Below are 18354 nucleotides of genomic sequence, written 5' to 3' on the forward strand. Positions count from 1 at the left end.
CGAGCTGGAAATTATCTTAAACATCGAAGTGTAAATATTTGGAGATGAACATGAGTGCAGAATTAGAAATTATTGATTTGGTGGTGGGTGAGGGGAAAGAAGCGGTTAAAGGCGCTTTAATTACTACGCATTACACAGGCTGGTTGGAAGATGGCACCAAGTTTGATTCATCCTTAGACCGTGGTAACTATTTTGAAACTGTGATTGGTACAGGTCGTGTCATTAAAGGCTGGGATCAAGGCATCATGGGGATGAAAGTGGGTGGTAAACGCAAACTGATTGTGCCTGCGCATTTGGCTTATGGTGAGCGCAAAATGGGTAATATCATTCCTGCTAATTCTAATTTGATTTTTGAAATTGAATTGTATGATGTGAAAACACGCGATCAATAAACACCTTTCAACTTAGCCAAACCGCTAGAATTTAAGTCATTCATCCGATGCCAGTAAGGTCTAGCATAAATGACTTAATTTTTTACTTCAAATTTAGTGCAAGAACGATTAGATTTAAAAATAAGCATAATAGGACGTTTGCGTTTTTGAATTTCACTCGGATGTGGCACAAGTGTGCATTTCTCTTCTTAATTTTACTGTGCAGTGTACTCACACCACCGCGTGTGTTGGCGCAGTATGAGTCTGCACCTGAATCTTACTATCTACATCAACAACTGCTCAATTCTGTTCAATTTACTGAAGATCAATCGAGTATTTTGACTGGGCGATGGTTGTTTTATCCGCAACAATTGATTCAAGAACCCAGTGCGGTACTGGCATCGAATACCGTTGAATTGCCTGCTTCATTTGAAGATTTAATGGGCAATGCCAATACTTACGGCACTTTTATTGGGCACTTTCAAATTCCAAAAGAATTTCTAGGCAGACGTATTGCGATTTGGATTCCCAACCAATATGGCGCCTATCGGGTATTTTTAAATGGCGATCCACTGGTGCGTGTTGGCACAGTCGGTGCAGATGCGAGTAGTCACCAAACCGAAAATGCCCCACGAATTGCATATTTTGTTCCTGAAAGTGAATATTTTACCCTGACCATTCAAGCGTCTAGCTTTCAGAGCTTGCAAGGTGGTTTAAAAAATCCAATGAAAATTGGTTTAAGTCGCACCATCAATCAACAGTATCAGCGTTTGATGATGAGTATTGCCATGATTTCTGGGGCAGTACTTGGTGTTGGTTTGTTTACCTTGATGTTTTCGGCATTTAGTCTTGCAAATGGCGGCAAGACCAAGCTTATGTTTATTTTTGGCTTGTTTATTGTTTTTCTAGCATTACATAATTTATTTTCTCCGCCCTATGCTTACACCACTTTCCTGAATTTAAGTTGGTCTTGGGGAATAAGGCTCGAATATTTATTTAGTTTTCTAGCGATTTTATTTTTCCTGAGTTATATGTTTTTGCTCAGTTCGCGCTATTTGCATCGTTGGGTATATAACGCGGCAATGCTGTTATTAAGCTTTAATATTGGGGTGACGCTGTGGGCAGAACCCACTATTTTTCAGCAGTTCGCATTTTATAGTTCTTTTTTCTTTGTGCTGATTTTGGCAAATTTTGCCTATGGGTTTTATCAAACTCTGCGTTCAGGAGAGCATTATTCCAAAATCAATTTTTGGGCAGTAATTATTCTGTGTGGCACATTTATTCATGACTTTTTATTAATGCTGAATCTGGTCAATTCCATTCATTTATCTTTTATTTCGACCAGTGTTTATGCATTGCTCATTATGTTTCAGCAGGCACGAAATTATGCATACCATAGCTTGCGCATTGAACGCTTGAACCAAAAACTGATTCATTTAAACAGCTCGTTAGATTTAAAAGTACAGGAACGCACTGAACAACTCAGTCTTTTGAATGAAAAACTGGAAATACAGATTAATACTGATGCATTAACGGAGGCGTATAACCGCCGTGCATTAAATGAAGAAATTCAGCGTTTGTATTTTGAAACCTTGCAAAATAAGCGACATATTTTGGTTTTTGCAATGCTCGATGTCGATTATTTTAAAAAATACAATGATCATTATGGGCACTTAAAAGGCGATCAAATTCTGCAAAACCTAGTTAAAGTTTTACAAGATACTTTGCCTAAAAATGCGTTTGTGGCACGTTATGGGGGTGAAGAATTTGCCATTTTACTGCACGATATTCCGCAACCTGCGATTGCACCACTCATGCAAAAGGTCTTGCAGGCTGTGCGTGATGCAGCTTTTGAGCATGTAGCACGAGAAGACCATAAACAATATGTGACTTTAAGTATCGGTGTAGCGTGGATGACTCGCGCACAAGCGTATACGCACGTGGATGATTTTATGAAAGCTGCAGATGCGCATTTGTATCAAGCCAAACATGCAGGACGCGATCAGGTAGTAATTCAAACTTAATATGTTGACGCTACTCTACATGGCTTAAAGATAGCTCTGAATTTTTTGTTGAAGTTGTACGACAGAAACATTGCCCGACAGTCGTTCAACAATTTGCCCATCTTTAAAAATCAGAGTGGTCGGTAAACCAAAGACTTGATAACGCAAAGTTAAAATTGGAGATTGATCGACATTCACTTTGCCAAACTTTACCGAAGCATCAAAAAGTTGGGCAAGCTGCTCAAAAAATGGTGCATTTTGAACACAAGGCGTACACCACGTCGCATAAAAACGAATCACCGCAACGCCTGTTTCATATTCAAACTCACGGTAATTATTTTCGTTGTATTCCACAATTTCTGACATCACATACTCTTTAATCATAAATAAAAATTTAATCACGCATGAAACACCACGGCATGAGAATTATACCTAAGTTAATCTGGGTTTTAATGCTTTGCTGTTTTATGTTCAAATAGTCAGAATTCATATCAGCATCAAACAATCAGGGATTTGCCATGACACAAAACACAATGCAGCAGATTATTATTACAGAACCAGGTGGCCCAGAAAAATTAGCCTATGAAACGGTTGCAATACCTGAGCCACAAGCCAATGAGGTTTTGGTCAAAGTACATGCTTTTGGTTTAAATCGTCCTGATATTTTACAGCGTCAGGGTTTGTATCCTATGCCTAAAGGCGTGACGCCAGTGCCAGGCTTAGAAGTAGCAGGTGAAGTGGTTGCTGTGGGTACAGATGTCAGCCAATTTAAAGTTGGTGATGCAGTGTGTGGCTTAACCAATGGTGGTGGCTATGCAGAATATTGTGTTGTACCAGAAAGCCAGACTTTGACAATTCCAACAGGTGTCAGTTTTGTACAAGCCGCTGCGATACCTGAAACATTTTTTACTGTGTGGGCCAATGTATTCCAAATGGGCAAAGCCAAAGCTGGCGAAACAGCACTTATTCATGGTGGCACCAGTGGCATTGGTACAACAGCATTAATGCTGTGTAATGCTCTCGGTTTAAAAACCTTTGCGACAGTGGGTTCAGATGAAAAAGTACAGGCAATTTCACACCTCACTACAGCAATTAACTATAAAACTCAGGACTTTGAGCAAGAAATTCAGGCTGCTACAGACAATGCTGGGGTTGATATTATTTTAGATATTGTCGGTGCGCCGTATTTAGAGCGTAATTTAAACTTATTACGTCGTGATGGCCGCTTGGTGTATATCGCATTTTTAGGTGGTGCAAAAGCCAAAGAGGTTAAGTTAGGTCAAATTATGATGAAGCGTTTGACCATTACGGGTTCAACCATGCGTGCGCGTAACACGGCCGAAAAAGCAGAAATCACTAAAGGTTTACAGGAAACAGTATGGCCTTTATTGGAAAAAGGTGAATGCTTACCAATGATCTATAAAACATTTAAGTTTGATCAAATCCAGCAAGCCCATGCAGAAATGGATACAGGCGAGCATGTGGGCAAAGTAGTGGTCGAAGTGATTTAAAGACTCAAATTTAAAATCAACGTACATAAAAAAACTGACCGAGTGTCAGTTTTTTATGTGTACTTTATAGAGGATTTTAACAAAGATTTTTTGAATCAGTTTTAGCAATTATTTTAATCATAATTACATAAATATTCCTTTAAACTACAATTCAACACAATAAAATTTTTCCAAATAGTCAAATATTAAGGAGGTGTAGGACACACCCTGTCAATAATAAACCTTATCTTTATATTCATTGAATTCATTCTCAAGATTACAAAACGGTTCATGTAAAATAATTTGATAGAGAGAGCAGGCTTATGAAAATTTTATCTGCATATACGACAAAGCACAGTCTACGTGCATTAAAACGGTTACACAAAAATATTGTTCGTCAGCAAATCAATGTTGGGAACTTAAATAAAATGTATCATGCGATGCTACATTTAGAGCGCTATATTGACCGCCTTGATCATGATAAACGCGAAAACTTGTATTAAGTGTAAAGAGCAACCTGTTAATTATTTTTTACTAAAAAGTACAAGTGAGTTGAAAAGTTAAACCTGTTATTTATTGGATTATTCATTTGAAATAACGGGTTTTAAATAGACGGTAAAATTCAGGAGAAAAACTAAGGGAACAATAAGAAATTTAAAATAAACAAGGATGATCAAAGCTGAAAGATCAATTTTAAACTGCTGCACTGTAATAGGTGCAGCACTGCCTTGTGTGAACAATTGCTTCGGAATGTGTCGAGCTTTTAGCTAAATTGTGCGAAAATAGCGTTTTGCTATTTTTGTCCAAGGGCAGTACATGATTGACCAATCTCCTGAATCATTAAGTGATATCGAAATACTCGACATTTTGCAGTCTATGAAAAGTGATGAGCTAGACACAGAGGCAAAAGAAATTATCCGTAATGGTGGGAAAGCAGGTCGTCAGGAAGCGCATAAAGCAGCGTTGGTGGCACTGAATCAATCATTTGAAAGCAAATTTGTAGAAGCGGTGAGTTTGGCTTTGCAGTTAAATGAAGCGCAAATGAAAAAAATTCGTTATAAAAAAGACCGTGTGCGTATTTTAAAAGCACGTGGGATTGATTATTTAGCCATTGATGGCACAGAAACTGCACAAGTATTGGCTCAGGTTGCACAAGCGATTGTGCGTGAAGATGCTGTGGTAACGCATGATTTGCACAATATTTTCCCTTTCTGGAAAGAAGGTTGGCCAATGGTGCAATTCGACAATGTCTATAAAATTTTAGCTGAAGATATTGCGATTCATTATCAAGCAGTATTGGATGAGTTGATCAGTAAGTATTAAGTAAATACTCAGCTAAATTTCAGAAGTATCAGTTCAGATTTAAAAAAAGCACCACTTCATTTTGATGTGGTGCTTTTTTGTGAATGCGAGAAAATGTAGATGCAATCAGGCTGAACGAATACAAGGAATCTCACTATCCATCTGCTTCAGTGTTGTTTTGTATTTCCTGCGTTTCTACAATTCGTGTCACTAAAAGTTGGTCAATTTTAAAATGATCGACGTCGACCACTTCAAATTTATAACCATCAAAAAGTACAGAGTCGGCAGGACGCGGGATTTTACGTAGCTTATACATCATAAAACCTGCAATGGTTTCATAATTTTCATCATCTGGCATTTCATCAATTTGCAGCGCGTGTTTAATGTCTTCAATTGGTGTACTGCCATCAATCAGCCAAGAATTGTTATCACGTTTAATGATTTGCTGATCTTCTTCAATAGGTGTTACCCAATCGCCCATCACAGTAATCATAATATCAGACAGGGTAATTACGCCCACAACCAACGCATATTCATTAATGACTACGGCAAATTTTTCTTTGGTAGAGCGGAAACGGTCTAAGACTTCAGACAGCGTGAGTGTATCTGGAATGGTTAATACATTACGGATGGTGCTTTCATTTAGTTGTAGTAAAGATTGATTATTGAGGATTCTGACCAAAATATCTTTGGCATCAACATAACCAATCACATCATCAATATTTTCGCTACAGACCAAAAATTTGGAATAAGGATATTCTGCAAGTTTTTGACGAATACTGGCTTCAGATTCCTTTAGGGTAAAAAACACCACATTTTCACGTGTAGTCATACTCGAAGGTACGTTACGTTCTTCGAGTTCAAACACGTTTTCGATAAAGTGATGTTCCTGCTTTTGTAAAACACCTGCTTGAGCGCCTGCATCCATGACTGCAGAAATATCATCAAAGGTAATATTGTCTTCGCGCGTGGTGTTTACTTTGAATAAACGGAACAGCACGTTGGCAATCGCATTAATCATCCATGCCAAAGGCTTGCATACCCGAATAAAAATTTGAATCGGGTTTATGACCGACACCGCAATTTTTTCAGGGGCGATCATCGCCAAACGCTTAGGCATCAGGTCGGCAAATAAAATAAACAGCGAAGTCACTAAGGTAAATGACAAGGCAAAACTAAGCGTTTCAGCCCATGGCCCTTGATAGAAGCGCACAACTAAGTTGTAAAAATAAGGACGGAATGCGCCTTCACCTAAAATACCACCTAAAATGGCAACTGCGTTTAAGCCAATTTGTGAGGCAGCAAAAAAATCAGCTGAGTTTTCTTGTAGGTCTAAAACTTTTTGGGCACGTTCATCGCCTGATTCGGCTAGAATTTTCAGTTTAACTTTACGTGCACCAGCCAACGCAATTTCAGTCAGCGATAAAAAACCAGCTCCGACAATGAGGATGAGGATAATAACAATATTCTGGAAGAGGCTCACGAATCCACCTGTGGATTATATTATTTTAAATATAACAATTTGAATCTTTATTAAATCATGATTAAACAATGAGGAATATCGAAATATTCCTCATCTGAGTATAAGCGTTTGTGCCAATAAGTTCAGTGAATTTTTAATTAATAGGGTGAAAATTGAGAGTTATTCAGTAAAAACTCACGGTTTTCTTCTTCAATCATTTGGCGCGCTACATATAAAATCAATTGGCGTAACCAACGGTGTGCAGGGTGATGATGTAACAACGGACACCATGCCATCTTTAATTCAAATTCTGGAATATAAAATGGTGGGTCTTTAATCAGTAAGCTTTGGCTTTTGGCTTGTAAGCGCGCAATACGTGTAGGTAAGGTTGCGACTAAATCTACATTAGACGCGAGTAGTGCAGGCATTTGATAATGACGGGTAAACACCGAAATTTTACGTTTTTGTCCAATACGCTCTAAAGCTTGATCAATCCAACCCAGTCCCGCTTGTTTCTCTGGATTCACACCAAAACCAACGCCCATACCTGTTTTAGAAACCCAAATATGTTGTGCATCTAAGTAGCTTTTTAAATTCAGGTTATTGGCAGCAGGGTGTTTGTGATTGAGCAGGCAAGAAAAACTATCACGCCAAACTAAAACCTGATGGAAACTTTGTGGAATTTCATTAAAACGGTTAATCGCCAAATCGACTTTACCTTGTTCCATGTCGCGATAAGACACATCACTCGGGGTTAAAAAGTCTAATACCACATTAGGTGCTTCAGAGCGTAAAGCTTTAACCAAGCGTGGGACTAATGTGGCTTCTGCGTAATCGGAGGTCATAATCCGAAATACACGATTTGAAGTATAAGGGCGGAACTCAGTACGCGGCTCCAAAATCATAGAAAGGTCAGATAAGGCATCGCGGATACGCGGTTGTAATTCTAAGGCACGTTCAGTTGGCGTCATGCCTTCAGAAGAACGAATCAGCAGGGGATCATTAAATAAATTGCGCAAACGACGTAAAATGTTACTCATCGCAGGTTGGGTAACGCCCAATTGTTCTGCAGCACGGGTTACATTTTTTTCACGAAGTAAGACGTCAAGATAAATTAATAGATTAAGATCAACCCGCTCCAGATTCATAAAATAAATACCGAAAATAAAATCACTAAATTATTGGAATTATGCCATAAGCCGTAAGGCTTGTGTATAAATTATGATGAAAAAATCGACGAGATAAACAGCAAAAAATCTGAATAAAAACAGCCAGCCCCATCATTATTTCCTAAAGAAATGTAGGTTGCCTAGTACTGCATCTATACTTTTTAATCTTAAATGCAAAAACACTTAAAAGCATTGGCAGAACTGATAGCAGATTCTATTTTGTATGAAACTTATGCACTTACATTGCGCTGAAAAGCAGCAAAATTTTGCTAAAAAATGGCAGAAATCGCCAATGCAAGCATTTTTTATGAAATGCAAGACTTAAGTCTAATGCAGAAAATATCGGCACAGAGATGAATTTGTAAGCAAAGATATTTGATTGATTTTCTAAATAAGGTTTTTAAAATCAATATTTTGTGTTTTTATTGTTTTTGTGAATTAAGACTTTGATCTATACATTTTTTTAAAAAATACCGAGAATTACACGAGAATATTGGATTAATTCATTCAGTCACTCTACTCTGTATTCATCGTAACGAAGTGCTCTAAATCTGAGCAATCAAGCATAAGCGCGATTTAGCCTTCGATTGATAAATCCTAAATAATATTACAGGGTACAATATCATGACTACATACCAAACAGCGATTGATGCAATCCGCGAATTAAAAGCAAAATTCGGCAACACTTGGGCAGACATCAGTCCTGAAGATGCTGCGCGTATGCAAATGCAAAACCGTTTCAAAACTGGTTTAGATATTGCTAAATATACAGCTGCGATTATGCGTCGTGATATGGCTGCTTATGATGCTGATTCAAGCAAATACACTCAATCTTTAGGTTGCTGGCACGGTTTTGTTGCGCAACAAAAAATGATTGCGAACAAAAAATACTTCGGTACTACTGAACGCCGTTATATCTACCTTTCTGGTTGGATGGTTGCTGCACTTCGTTCAGAATTCGGTCCACTTCCTGACCAATCTATGCACGAAAAAACTTCTGTTCCTGCATTGATCGAAGAAATCTACACATTCTTACGTCAAGCTGACGCAAAAGAATTAAACGATTTGTTCCGCGCACTTAAAAAAGCACAAGACGCTGGTGATACTGCTAAAGCTGCTGAAATCACTGCTCAAATCGACAACTTTGAAACTCACGTTGTGCCAATCATTGCGGACATCGACGCTGGTTTCGGTAACGAAGAAGCAACTTACTTATTAGCTAAGAAAATGATCGAAGCGGGTGCATGTGCACTTCAAATCGAAAACCAAGTTTCTGACGCGAAACAATGTGGTCACCAAGCTGGTAAAGTAACTGTTCCACACGAAGACTTCATCGCTAAAATCCACGCGTTACGTTATGCGTTCTTAGAAATGGGTCTTGACGACGGTATCATCGTTGCACGTACTGACTCTGAAGGCGCTGACTTAACTCAAAAAATCCCAGTAGTTAAAGAGCCAGGCGACATCGCTTCTCAATACATCAGCTACTTAGACACTCAAGAAATTGACATCTCTGAAGCGAAAGAAGACGAAATCCTAATCAAGCGTGATGGTAAATTACACCGTCCTAAGCGTTTAGCTTCTGGCTTGTACCAGTTCCGTGAAGGCACTCAAATTGACCGCGTTGTACTTGACTGTGTAACTAGCTTACAAAACGGTGCTGACCTTCTTTGGATCGAAACTGCGACTCCAAACGTAGAAGAAATCGCTCACATGGTTAACCGTGTACGTGAAGTTGTGCCAAATGCGAAACTTGTTTACAACAACTCTCCATCATTCAACTGGACACTGAACTTCCGTCAACAAGCGTACGACCGTTGGGTTGCTGAAGGTAAAGACGTATCTGCATACGACCGCGCTAAATTAATGAGCGCTGAGTACGACGATTCTGAATTGGCTGCTGAAGCTGACGAAAAAGTACGTACATTCCAAGCAGACGCTTCTCGTGAAGCAGGTGTGTTCCACCACTTGATCACTCTGCCTACTTACCACACAGCTGCTCTTTCTACTCACGAGCTTGCTCAAGGTTACTTCGGTTCTGAAGGTATGTTGGCTTATGTTGCTGGCGTACAACGTAAAGAAATCCGCGGTGGTATCGCTTGTGTTAAACACCAAGCAATGGCTGGTTCTGACATCGGTGACGATCACAAAGAAATTTTCTCTGGTGACAACGCGCTTAAAGCAGCGGACGAAGCTAAAAACACAATGAACCAATTCAACGCGTAATCGCTTGATGGTTTAAAAGAAAACCCTGCATCAGCAGGGTTTTTTTATGGCTGTAGAAAAAATCAAAGAATTCTGAAACACTTTTAAGAAATAACTTTAAAGTGAAGTTTCTTTATTTATGAAAATTCAGCAGCTGTAACCTATTTAATTTTGATCACATCTGCCTGTACAGAAGCAGGGTAATGGAAAGACACCTTAATCCATTGTTTTTGTTGTGCAGGAATCGGTTCTAAAAATTGCGGATCGACTACAGCAGCATATTCCTGATATTGCTGATCGACCAAAACCAAGTCATTGGCATGTAATTGTAATGCTTGATCAGATTGATTGTGAATTGCCAGAAAATAATCGTGTGCCATCACAGGGTCGTTTAATTCTTTGACCTCAACATTTTGTACGTGTTCAGCCTGAATATCGACATGCTTCAGGGCATTACTGACTTGCATATTTTCTACAGGATGTAAGAAAACCTGAGTTTCATTTTTCTGTTGATTTTGTATATTGTTCTGATTGTATAGGCTGAATTTAAGACCGTGAGCTGTGAGTTGAATACGTGCATAGGCTTGCCCATTTTCTGTATTGAGCAACCATTCATTTGCCGTGTTTTGCGATGGGTGTTGGTTCTGTTTGTCTTGCTGATTGTTGCCCTGAGCAGCTTGAATCGTTCCCGCCACTTGGTTTTCGCGCTGCCGCTGTTTCGAGCGTTTAATGTCGATGAGTTGAAAGGTTTGATCATCATTCAGGCGTAAATGAATCACATGCTGTTCACAGTTGTCACAAGGCAATAAGGCTCTAAAGTTACCTGTAGCTTGTCCTGTCCATGAAGTTGCTGAATTTTGAACTTCAGTTTTGGGCGTAATTTGTGGCTCAGAAGGCAAAGCGGATTGATATTCCCTGCTTGGATCAGTTGATCCGCAAGCTACTAAAAATAAGCTAAGTGTACTGAGTGCAATCGGATAACGATTCAGCATAAATGTTCTGAACTTCAAACTTGTCTTGCTGCCACCTTAAACTTTCACCTTGTATCTGAAAAGCCAATTTGCCTTATTTTTAATGAAGATTTGTAGCAAATCATAACAAGCCAGATGTTTTAAAGTTTTAAGTTTCACTTCAAGGATTACATCGGATTAGACCGTAAAAAACTCAGCAAACTGTGCGTAAATTTATATATTTACCATTTTAAACTTGCTTGAATCTAGCAATGAATAAGCGCAAAAACAGTATGATTTTGCATGGAATGACAAAAATAAGATGAGTGCAGGAAATTTTTATACATTTATAAAGTATTTGTTTATTTATTCGTCGTTTTAGACTTTTGTATTTGTCGATGCTTGCTAAAATTCGCACACTTTATTTGGGGTATGCGGTTGTGTTTGAAAAGTTAGCTGAGCGAAGCTTAAATTTAATGGGTTGGGAAATCGACAATCATTGTCCGTTGGAATTAGACCAATATGTGATGATTGCTGCACCGCATACCAGTAATTGGGATGCCTTATATGCACGCTTAGGGCTTAAAGCTTTGGGCGTTAATGTTCGCTTGACCATTAAAGACAGCTATATGAAATTGCCGTTTGGGCCATTTGTCCGTGCGATGGGAGGCATTGGTATAGACCGTCGTCCGAAAGCACCAGGCGAAGCACGACCTAGTATGGTTCAGCTCATGACGGACTTATTTAAAAACCATCCTAAATTGGTGATGTTGGTGACGCCTGAAGCCACACGTGCGCGTCAAGAACAATGGAAAACAGGTTTTTATCATGTTGCGTTAAATGCAGGTGTGCCAATTGCTTTGGCGTATATGGATTACGCAAAAAAGAAAACGGGTGTGGGAAAAATTGTGCATCCAACCGGTGATTTTGAAAAAGATATGGCTGAAATCATGGCATTTTATGCACAGGTTCAAGCAAAATTTCCTGAAAGTTTTAGTGTCGATACACGTTACTATTCAGAATAAGCACACTATTTCAGTGTAATAATCTATCAAAACTAAAAGACAGGGGATTATCCCTGTCTTGCTTTAAAACGTGGATTGGATTTGCAAATCACAAATAATTTGCCACGACGTTTCACAATTTGACAATCGGCACGCGATTTTGCACTTTTTAAAGATGAACGAACTTTCATGAAGATAAACACTACAATATGTAATGTTATAATATTACATTAATAGATGACTCTTGAAAAGTGTCGATAGTCATAAAATTACCGCGTATCTTTTAAGGAGAAAATTTAAACAACAATCTTTTGGTATAAGCCCGCACGTACAGTTCCCGCTTTGCTCTCTTTAACTTTTTGCCAAGTCTGCGGTAATTTTAACAGGTTTAAATCACGATCTGCTTCAACATAAATCAGACCTTGTGCCGCAATGAGTGGATCAGCCAACCCTGCCAATTCTTCCCATAAATCTAAACTATAAGGCGGGTCTAAAAATACCAAATCAAACTGATCTTTTAGTGTCGCCAAAGCATGTTGTGCGGTAGAAACTTTTAATTGTGCTTTGCTTTTATTGACGCGTAATAATTCTAAATTTTGCTGTAAAAACTGTGCTTGTGTACGGTTTGGCTCAATCATGACCACGTGTGCCGCACCGCGAGACAGGGCTTCAAAAGCTAAAGCGCCCGAACCTGAACAGAGGTCTAACACTTTGGCGTTTTGCACATCCCACATTAACCAGTTGAATAAGGTTTCGCGCACTCGGTCGGGCGTAGGGCGTAATCCCTCAATTGAAGCAAAAGCCAACTGACGACGTTTCCATTCTCCACCAATAATGCGTAATTGATTTTTCATGGCTTAGTCGCTCTCAATTGGGTTAGTGGGTACAACTGCTGTTGGCGCAGTTGCAGGTGGATTGGTTGGAGCTGAACTCGGAGTAGTTTGCGAAGGATTTGGGTTGAGCGCAGGGTGATTGGTTGCTGTATTCGGATTATTCGCGTTATTCGTATTTGGTGCAGTAGATGAAGGGACTTCACCACTTGGCAATTCACTTGGTTTTAAACCTGCAGTCATTAAGCCACCACTCACTTGTGCGGCAGATGGACGAATTGGCTTTTTATTTTTATTCAGTAACCAATAGTCTAAAATTGGACGCGCCAAAGCCGTTGCTGCAGAACCACCGCGACCATTTTCTAGAATGATGGCAATTGCGATTTCAGGGTTTTCGGCAGGAGCGAAGCCAACAAATAAACCGTGGTCAAGCTGACGGTCGGTCAATAAGGCTTCGTTATAGCGTTTACCTTGCGCAATACTTTTAACCTGTGCTGTACCTGTTTTACCTGCAACTGAATATTGCAAGCCGCCTTTAATCCCTTTACCTGTACCTGATTGAATCACATCAACCATGGCATCACGCATTTTAATCCAGTCTTCTTCTGTGCCGTTAAAGTCAATTTTTACGTTGGTACCATTGTGAACTTTAAATGGTTTCGCGCCACGACTTTCACGTAACACGTGCGGTGTGACTTTAAATCCTTTGTTGGCGGTGATGGCGGTGGCCATTGCTAATTGCAATGGTGTCGAGGTAAATGCACCCTGACCAATACTGACGGAAATTGTTTCACCTTTCATCCATTTGGCTTTGCGCGTACGCATTTTCCAGTCCGGGTTTGGGTAGAGTCCTGTGCTTTCACTTGGTAAATCGACCCCAGTTTTTTCACTAAAGCCAAATTGACGCATCCAGTCGTTCATTTTTTCAATGCCCATGCGATACGACAATACATAGAAGTAGGTATCACACGACACGACTTGAGCTTTGTGCATATCGACAATGCCATGCCCAGTTTTTTTATGGTCACGGAAACGGTGGCTGTCGCCTGGTAAAGTGAAATAACCATAATCCTGAATGGCGGTTTTCCAGTCGACATAGCCATAATGAATACCGCCTAAACCAAACATCGGCTTAATGGTAGAACCCGGTGGATAAACACCTTGTACTGCACGGTTATAGAGTGGTTGATCTAAATTATCGCGTAAGGCAGAGTAGTCGGTATGGCTAATACCTGTGACAAATAAGTTAGGGTTAAAACTCGGACTGGAGACTAAAGCTAAAATTTCACCTGTACGTGGGTCAAGTGCCACAATTGCACCACGGCGTTCTGCCAGTTGTTCAGAGGCGACCACTTGCAAGCCATAATCCAATGACAAAAACAAATCATTGCCACGTACAGGGTCTTTACGTCCTAAATTGCGCAGCACATTACCATGTGCATCGGCTTCTACAGATTCGTTGCCGGGTACGCCATGTAGCAAGTGCTCATACGATTTCTCCACCCCAATTTTGCCAATCAAGTTGGTGCCTGCATAAGCATCTTTGTCAATTTCTTTCAGTTCTTTGTCGTTAATGCGCCCGACATAACCAATCACGTGCGCAAATAAGTCACCATGCGGATAGTAACGTGTCATCTGGGTTTCAATATTGACCCCAGGGAATTGAAATTTAACTTCACTAAAACGGGCAATATCCGATTCATTTAAATTCAGCTTGATCGATACACGTTCAGTTTTACGTGAAGTTTTAATCCGACTTTTAAAGCGATCGATATCTTCTTCTGTCAGTTGTAAAACAGGTGTCAGTCGCGCAATGGTATCGTCAATATCTTCAACATCTGCACGGCTTAAAGTGGCTGAGAACACAGGGTAGTTATCTGCCAATAACACACCATTGCGGTCATAAATATAACCACGTGCAGGTGCGAGTGGTTGTAGCCGAATTCGGTTTTTATCTGATGCAGTCGCAAATTCATCGTAGCCGCTAATTTGTAAAAAGGCATAACGAGCCACCAACAGCAGCAAGAAAAAAACCACAACACCCACCGAAAAAAAGATGCGATTGCGAAAAATACGCTTCTCTTGCTGAGCATTTTTTAACGGATAGTGTTGTTTCATACAAAAATTGGCTTAACAAAAATGAGGGAGAACGAATTTGGACTATTCTAACGCATCTATTGGCAATTTTGAGTAACCATGTTTGACTGAATTGCCCGATTTAACCTAGAAGATGGGCGCAATCTTAATTTTTGACTTTAGCGACATCAAAATTGTAATTTGCTGTATATAAGAATCCTGACAATTCTGCTAGAGTCAAAACACGAAAACAGGACTGTTTTTAAAATTAAAACAAATGGACACTGGTGACAATAATGACAAAAGTCTATTCTTTCGTGGCATTACTTGCCTTTTCAAGTTTTAGCTTTGCTGGGAACACTACTTTTTTACCTGAAGCAAAAATTAGCGCAGATAGCGCAAAAACCTGGAATGTAGGGGCGGGTATTACCCAAAAATTACTGCATTTGAATGGTGAATGGGTCAATCCTTATGGCATTGCCTATCTAAAAGCGGGGGCTTTTTTAAATGGTGACCATGAAGTCGGTGGGCAAACAGGTTTTCGTTACCCATACCACCTCACAGGTAAAGACAAAAATGGTTATTATATTGGCGCTTACGCAGGACACCTAGAATCTAAATGGGTGGATGGTGAAGAAAAAGCGCGTTTAGGTGCAGGCATTGATCTGGCTTATGTATTACTGAGCCCTGAACGCATCAGTAGCTTTAGTGTTGGCATTGGCGCAGGTGAAAAATTGGAAGATCGACAAGGGCGAGTGATTGCGGAAACTGAGCCTAGACTACAATTTTCCTATACGCTCAGTATGGGTTTGTAGTCAGAATAGTGACTTTTAACTACCTTAGAATCTTGTAATTAGAACTAAATATGGAAAAAATGCATGCTTGAGTACGTCAATCAGTTGTGGCAAACCTTTTTGAATCGTCCAGATTTTTGGGCCGTGCTCAGTATTATTCCTGTGACTGCTTTTGTGACTTGGGCGCACGTGTGGATGGCACTAAAAATGGTGTTCTATCCAATTAGCTTTTGGGGCTTTCACCTTGGGCCTATTCCTGTGGGATGGCAGGGGATTGTACCGCGTAAAGCAGGGCGTATTTCAGGCATCATTACCGATAACACATTGTCAAAATTAGGTTCATTGCGTGAGTTTCTCAATGCTATGGACCCTGAAGATATGGCGCGTATTATTGGTGAGCAAGTGGGTTTTGAACTTGAGCACTTAATTGATGAGGTCATGTTAGACCGCAATGCTGTGCTTTGGGAAAACCTACCGTATTCGATTAAACGCCGTATTTACGCACAGGCGCATAAACAATTGCCAGGTGTGCTGCGTGAATTGGTGACTGAACTGACCTTGAATGTTGAATCCTTGGTGGATATGCGTGAAATGGTGGTCAGCCAAATGGAAGGTGATCGCCGCTTAATGGTGCGTATGTTCCTAAAAGTCGGTCAAAAAGAAATTAACTTTATTTGGCATATCAGTGCATTGATTGGGATGTTCTTTGGTATTTTCCAAATGATTGTTTGGTTTCTTGTACCATGGCACTGGACGGTTCCATTTTGGGCGGCAATTTGGGGCTTCTTGACCAACTGGATTGCGATTTGGATGGTATTTAACCCAGTCGAACCACATTACGTGAAATATCCGCAGTTCTTTAAATTGACTGAAAATCGTCAATTTCCATGGATTAAGCCAGTGATTCCACGCATTGGGACTTATAATATTCAGGGTGCGTTCATGAAACGCCAAGAAGAAGTCTCGGATGTGTTTGCAACGGTAGTCACAGAAGATCTGATTACGTTAAAATCGATTATGACTGAAATGATGTATGGCAGTAAAAAAGACAAAACCCGCCGTATTGTCAAACGCCACATCAACGAAATTATGGAAACACCATTGGTTCGTACCTCTTTACAGTTGTCTTTGGGGCCAAAAGAGTATGCCAAACTCAAGACTGACTTGATTGATCGTTCGATTGAAATTACGATGGTGCCTGTATGCGACCCTGCCTTTAATGCGAGCCGTGCACAGAAAATTTATCAAATGTTCAGAGATCGTATTCGTGAACTGACGCCAAAAGAATTCCAGAATCTCTTGCGTCCTGCCTTTCAGGAAGATGAGTGGATTTTAATTGTCTTGGGTGGTGTAACTGGTTTTATTGCTGGTTTAATACATTTGTTTGTCGCTTTCTTATAAGAGGATGCTGGCTGCGTAAAGGGCGATGGCTCTGATATGCAACGAGTGTCAAATACATTGTTAAAATGAGGATGTTTTTTTATGCGCATTATCTTACTCGGACCACCTGGAGCAGGTAAAGGTACACAAGCTCAGTTGATCTGTAAGCGCTACAATATCCCACAAATTTCAACCGGTGATATGCTCCGTGCTGCAATTCGTGAAGGTACTGAATTAGGTCTACAAGCCAAAAGCGTCATGGACGGTGGCGGTTTGGTATCTGATGAACTGATCATTGGCTTAGTGAAAGAGCGTATTGCGCAGCCAGATTGCGTGAATGGTTGTATTTTTGATGGTTTCCCTCGCACTATTCCACAAGCTGAAGCCTTGGAAAGCGAAGGCATCAATATCGACCACGTGATTGAAATTGATGTTGCAGACGAAGAAATCGTACAACGTTTGTCTGGTCGTCGTCAGCACCCTGCATCTGGTCGTATTTATCACCTTGTTTACAATCCACCAAAAGTGGAAGGTAAAGATGACGAAACTGGCGAAGATTTGGTTCAACGTCCAGATGACCAAGAAGAAACCATTCGTAAGCGTTTAAAAGCGTATCACTCAGAAACTGAGCAATTGGTTGGCTTCTATCAAGGTCGTGCTGCTTCTGGTGAAAATGCACCAAGCTATAACAAATTGAATGGTCTTCGTCCAATTGAAGAAGTTCAAGCAGATTTGTTTGCTATTTTAGACCAAGCAAAATAAGTCTAGGTCTTAGACCAAGTCTGTTTAAAAGAAAATAAAATCGCTTAAACAGGCTGCTTGTTTTGACTTTAAAAGAGTCCTGATTCATATTAGGGCTCTTTTTATTTGTTTTAGTTTGGGAGAGTGCTTTGCAACATGCTGCTGTGATCATCATGTTATTGGCAAGTATTGCCGTTTTAGGCTTTCTTGTTTTTGTGAGCTATAAGTTGTTGCGCAACACACAAGCTCAGAATTCGGCTGAAAAAAAATCAGGCAAGCACTATCAATTGCATCCGAAACTTAAACAACAGCAAGAGCAACAACGTCAGTCTGAAGATTCTCAGGATAAATAAACCATCACACATCTGCAAAAGATTGCAATTTTAAATTTGGGCAGTTTTTATAAAACCTTATGAAAAAGAATAAAATTCTATTAATAATTCTTGTGGTTGGTATTATTACTTCAGGTATTGTAATTTTTATAAAATCTCAAGCAGTTACAGAGACAAAAAGATTAGGTAACGGTGAAAATACCAACCATGAAGAAACAAGTTCATCTCTGTACAATCTTGTGCAT

General features: G+C 39.9%; 18 protein-coding genes. 11 read left to right on the top strand and 7 right to left on the bottom strand.

Translation table 11 applies throughout. The features are described 5' to 3' along the window. Positions 1-50: 50 nt before the first annotated feature. Positions 51-392, top strand: coding sequence for an FKBP-type peptidyl-prolyl cis-trans isomerase (locus tag FTV28_RS03035; protein ID WP_004977304.1), 342 nt, complete (start codon positions 51-53; stop codon positions 390-392). A gap of 161 nt (positions 393-553) precedes the next feature. Then, positions 554-2395, top strand: coding sequence for a GGDEF domain-containing protein (locus FTV28_RS03040; RefSeq protein WP_257222790.1), 1842 nt, complete (start codon positions 554-556; stop codon positions 2393-2395). Positions 2396-2419: 24 nt separating this feature from the next. On the opposite strand, the gene FTV28_RS03045 is transcribed toward FTV28_RS03040, so the two are convergent. Continuing rightward, positions 2420-2740, bottom strand: coding sequence for a co-chaperone YbbN (locus tag FTV28_RS03045; protein WP_004977299.1), 321 nt, complete (start codon positions 2738-2740; stop codon positions 2420-2422). 152 nt (positions 2741-2892) lie between these two features. Between FTV28_RS03045 and FTV28_RS03050 the strand changes: the two genes are divergently transcribed. The 3 genes from FTV28_RS03050 to FTV28_RS03060 all read left to right on the top strand — a co-directional run bounded on the left by FTV28_RS03050 (position 2893) and on the right by FTV28_RS03060 (position 5187). Then, entirely contained in the window at positions 2893-3885 is a 993-nt protein-coding gene (locus FTV28_RS03050) for an NAD(P)H-quinone oxidoreductase (RefSeq protein WP_179989392.1), read from the top strand. 302 nt (positions 3886-4187) lie between these two features. Next, positions 4188-4367: a hypothetical protein gene (locus FTV28_RS03055; RefSeq protein ID WP_131262037.1), complete on the top strand. Its 180-nt coding sequence runs from the start codon at positions 4188-4190 to the stop codon at positions 4365-4367. Between the two features lie 313 nt (positions 4368-4680). Further along, positions 4681-5187 carry a hypothetical protein gene (locus FTV28_RS03060; RefSeq protein ID WP_004977287.1) on the top strand — a complete coding sequence of 169 codons (507 nt, stop codon included), beginning with the start codon at positions 4681-4683 and terminating at the stop codon, positions 5185-5187. 133 nt (positions 5188-5320) lie between these two features. Here FTV28_RS03060 and FTV28_RS03065 read toward each other — a convergent pair whose 3' ends face one another. Both FTV28_RS03065 and FTV28_RS03070 read right to left on the bottom strand, forming a co-directional pair. Next, complete coding sequence (locus FTV28_RS03065) at positions 5321-6649, bottom strand: hemolysin family protein (RefSeq protein ID WP_179989393.1); 1329 nt, start codon at positions 6647-6649, stop codon at positions 5321-5323. Positions 6650-6786: 137 nt separating this feature from the next. Further along, positions 6787-7776, bottom strand: a complete 990-nt coding sequence (locus FTV28_RS03070) for a LysR family transcriptional regulator (RefSeq protein WP_179989394.1) — start codon at positions 7774-7776, stop codon at positions 6787-6789. 645 nt (positions 7777-8421) lie between these two features. On the opposite strand from FTV28_RS03070, the gene FTV28_RS03075 reads away from it, so the two are divergent. Continuing rightward, the gene (locus FTV28_RS03075; RefSeq protein ID WP_004977281.1) at positions 8422-10023 is read left to right on the top strand and encodes an isocitrate lyase; all 1602 of its coding nucleotides are present in this window, start codon (positions 8422-8424) and stop codon (positions 10021-10023) included. Positions 10024-10163: 140 nt separating this feature from the next. Here FTV28_RS03075 and FTV28_RS03080 read toward each other — a convergent pair whose 3' ends face one another. Next, positions 10164-10994 (bottom strand): copper resistance protein NlpE N-terminal domain-containing protein, encoded by an 831-nt coding sequence (locus FTV28_RS03080; protein WP_179989395.1) that lies wholly within the window; start codon positions 10992-10994, stop codon positions 10164-10166. A gap of 356 nt (positions 10995-11350) precedes the next feature. Here FTV28_RS03080 and FTV28_RS03085 point away from each other — a divergent pair, with 356 nt between their 5' ends. Then, complete coding sequence (locus FTV28_RS03085; RefSeq protein WP_104852321.1) at positions 11351-11977, top strand: 1-acyl-sn-glycerol-3-phosphate acyltransferase; 627 nt, start codon at positions 11351-11353, stop codon at positions 11975-11977. A 47-nt stretch (positions 11978-12024) separates the two neighbouring features. Here the strand turns inward: FTV28_RS03085 and ykgO are convergent, their stop codons facing one another. From ykgO to mrdA, 3 genes are all read right to left on the bottom strand, one after another. Next, positions 12025-12147 (bottom strand): type B 50S ribosomal protein L36, encoded by a 123-nt coding sequence (gene ykgO / locus FTV28_RS03090; RefSeq protein ID WP_026438469.1) that lies wholly within the window; start codon positions 12145-12147, stop codon positions 12025-12027. Positions 12148-12252: 105 nt separating this feature from the next. After that, complete coding sequence (gene rsmD / locus FTV28_RS03095) at positions 12253-12810, bottom strand: 16S rRNA (guanine(966)-N(2))-methyltransferase RsmD (RefSeq protein WP_004970724.1); 558 nt, start codon at positions 12808-12810, stop codon at positions 12253-12255. 3 nt (positions 12811-12813) lie between these two features. Then, the gene (mrdA, locus tag FTV28_RS03100; RefSeq protein ID WP_179989396.1) at positions 12814-14904 is read right to left on the bottom strand and encodes a penicillin-binding protein 2; all 2091 of its coding nucleotides are present in this window, start codon (positions 14902-14904) and stop codon (positions 12814-12816) included. A 254-nt stretch (positions 14905-15158) separates the two neighbouring features. Between mrdA and FTV28_RS03105 the strand changes: the two genes are divergently transcribed. The 4 genes from FTV28_RS03105 to FTV28_RS03120 all read left to right on the top strand — a co-directional run bounded on the left by FTV28_RS03105 (position 15159) and on the right by FTV28_RS03120 (position 18130). Next, positions 15159-15677 carry a hypothetical protein gene (locus tag FTV28_RS03105; RefSeq protein WP_004970721.1) on the top strand — a complete coding sequence of 173 codons (519 nt, stop codon included), beginning with the start codon at positions 15159-15161 and terminating at the stop codon, positions 15675-15677. Between the two features lie 63 nt (positions 15678-15740). Further along, positions 15741-17057, top strand: coding sequence for a hypothetical protein (locus tag FTV28_RS03110; RefSeq protein ID WP_004970719.1), 1317 nt, complete (start codon positions 15741-15743; stop codon positions 17055-17057). An 81-nt stretch (positions 17058-17138) separates the two neighbouring features. Then, complete coding sequence (adk, locus tag FTV28_RS03115; protein ID WP_004970717.1) at positions 17139-17798, top strand: adenylate kinase; 660 nt, start codon at positions 17139-17141, stop codon at positions 17796-17798. Between the two features lie 128 nt (positions 17799-17926). Beyond that, on the top strand, positions 17927-18130 hold the full coding sequence (locus tag FTV28_RS03120) for a hypothetical protein (protein WP_004970716.1): 204 nt from the start codon (positions 17927-17929) through the stop codon (positions 18128-18130). The last annotated feature ends 224 nt before the right edge of the window (positions 18131-18354 follow it).

Origin of the sequence: Acinetobacter sp. YH12252 (assembly GCF_013417365.1) — a bacterium.
Classification (GTDB): domain Bacteria; phylum Pseudomonadota; class Gammaproteobacteria; order Pseudomonadales; family Moraxellaceae; genus Acinetobacter; species Acinetobacter towneri.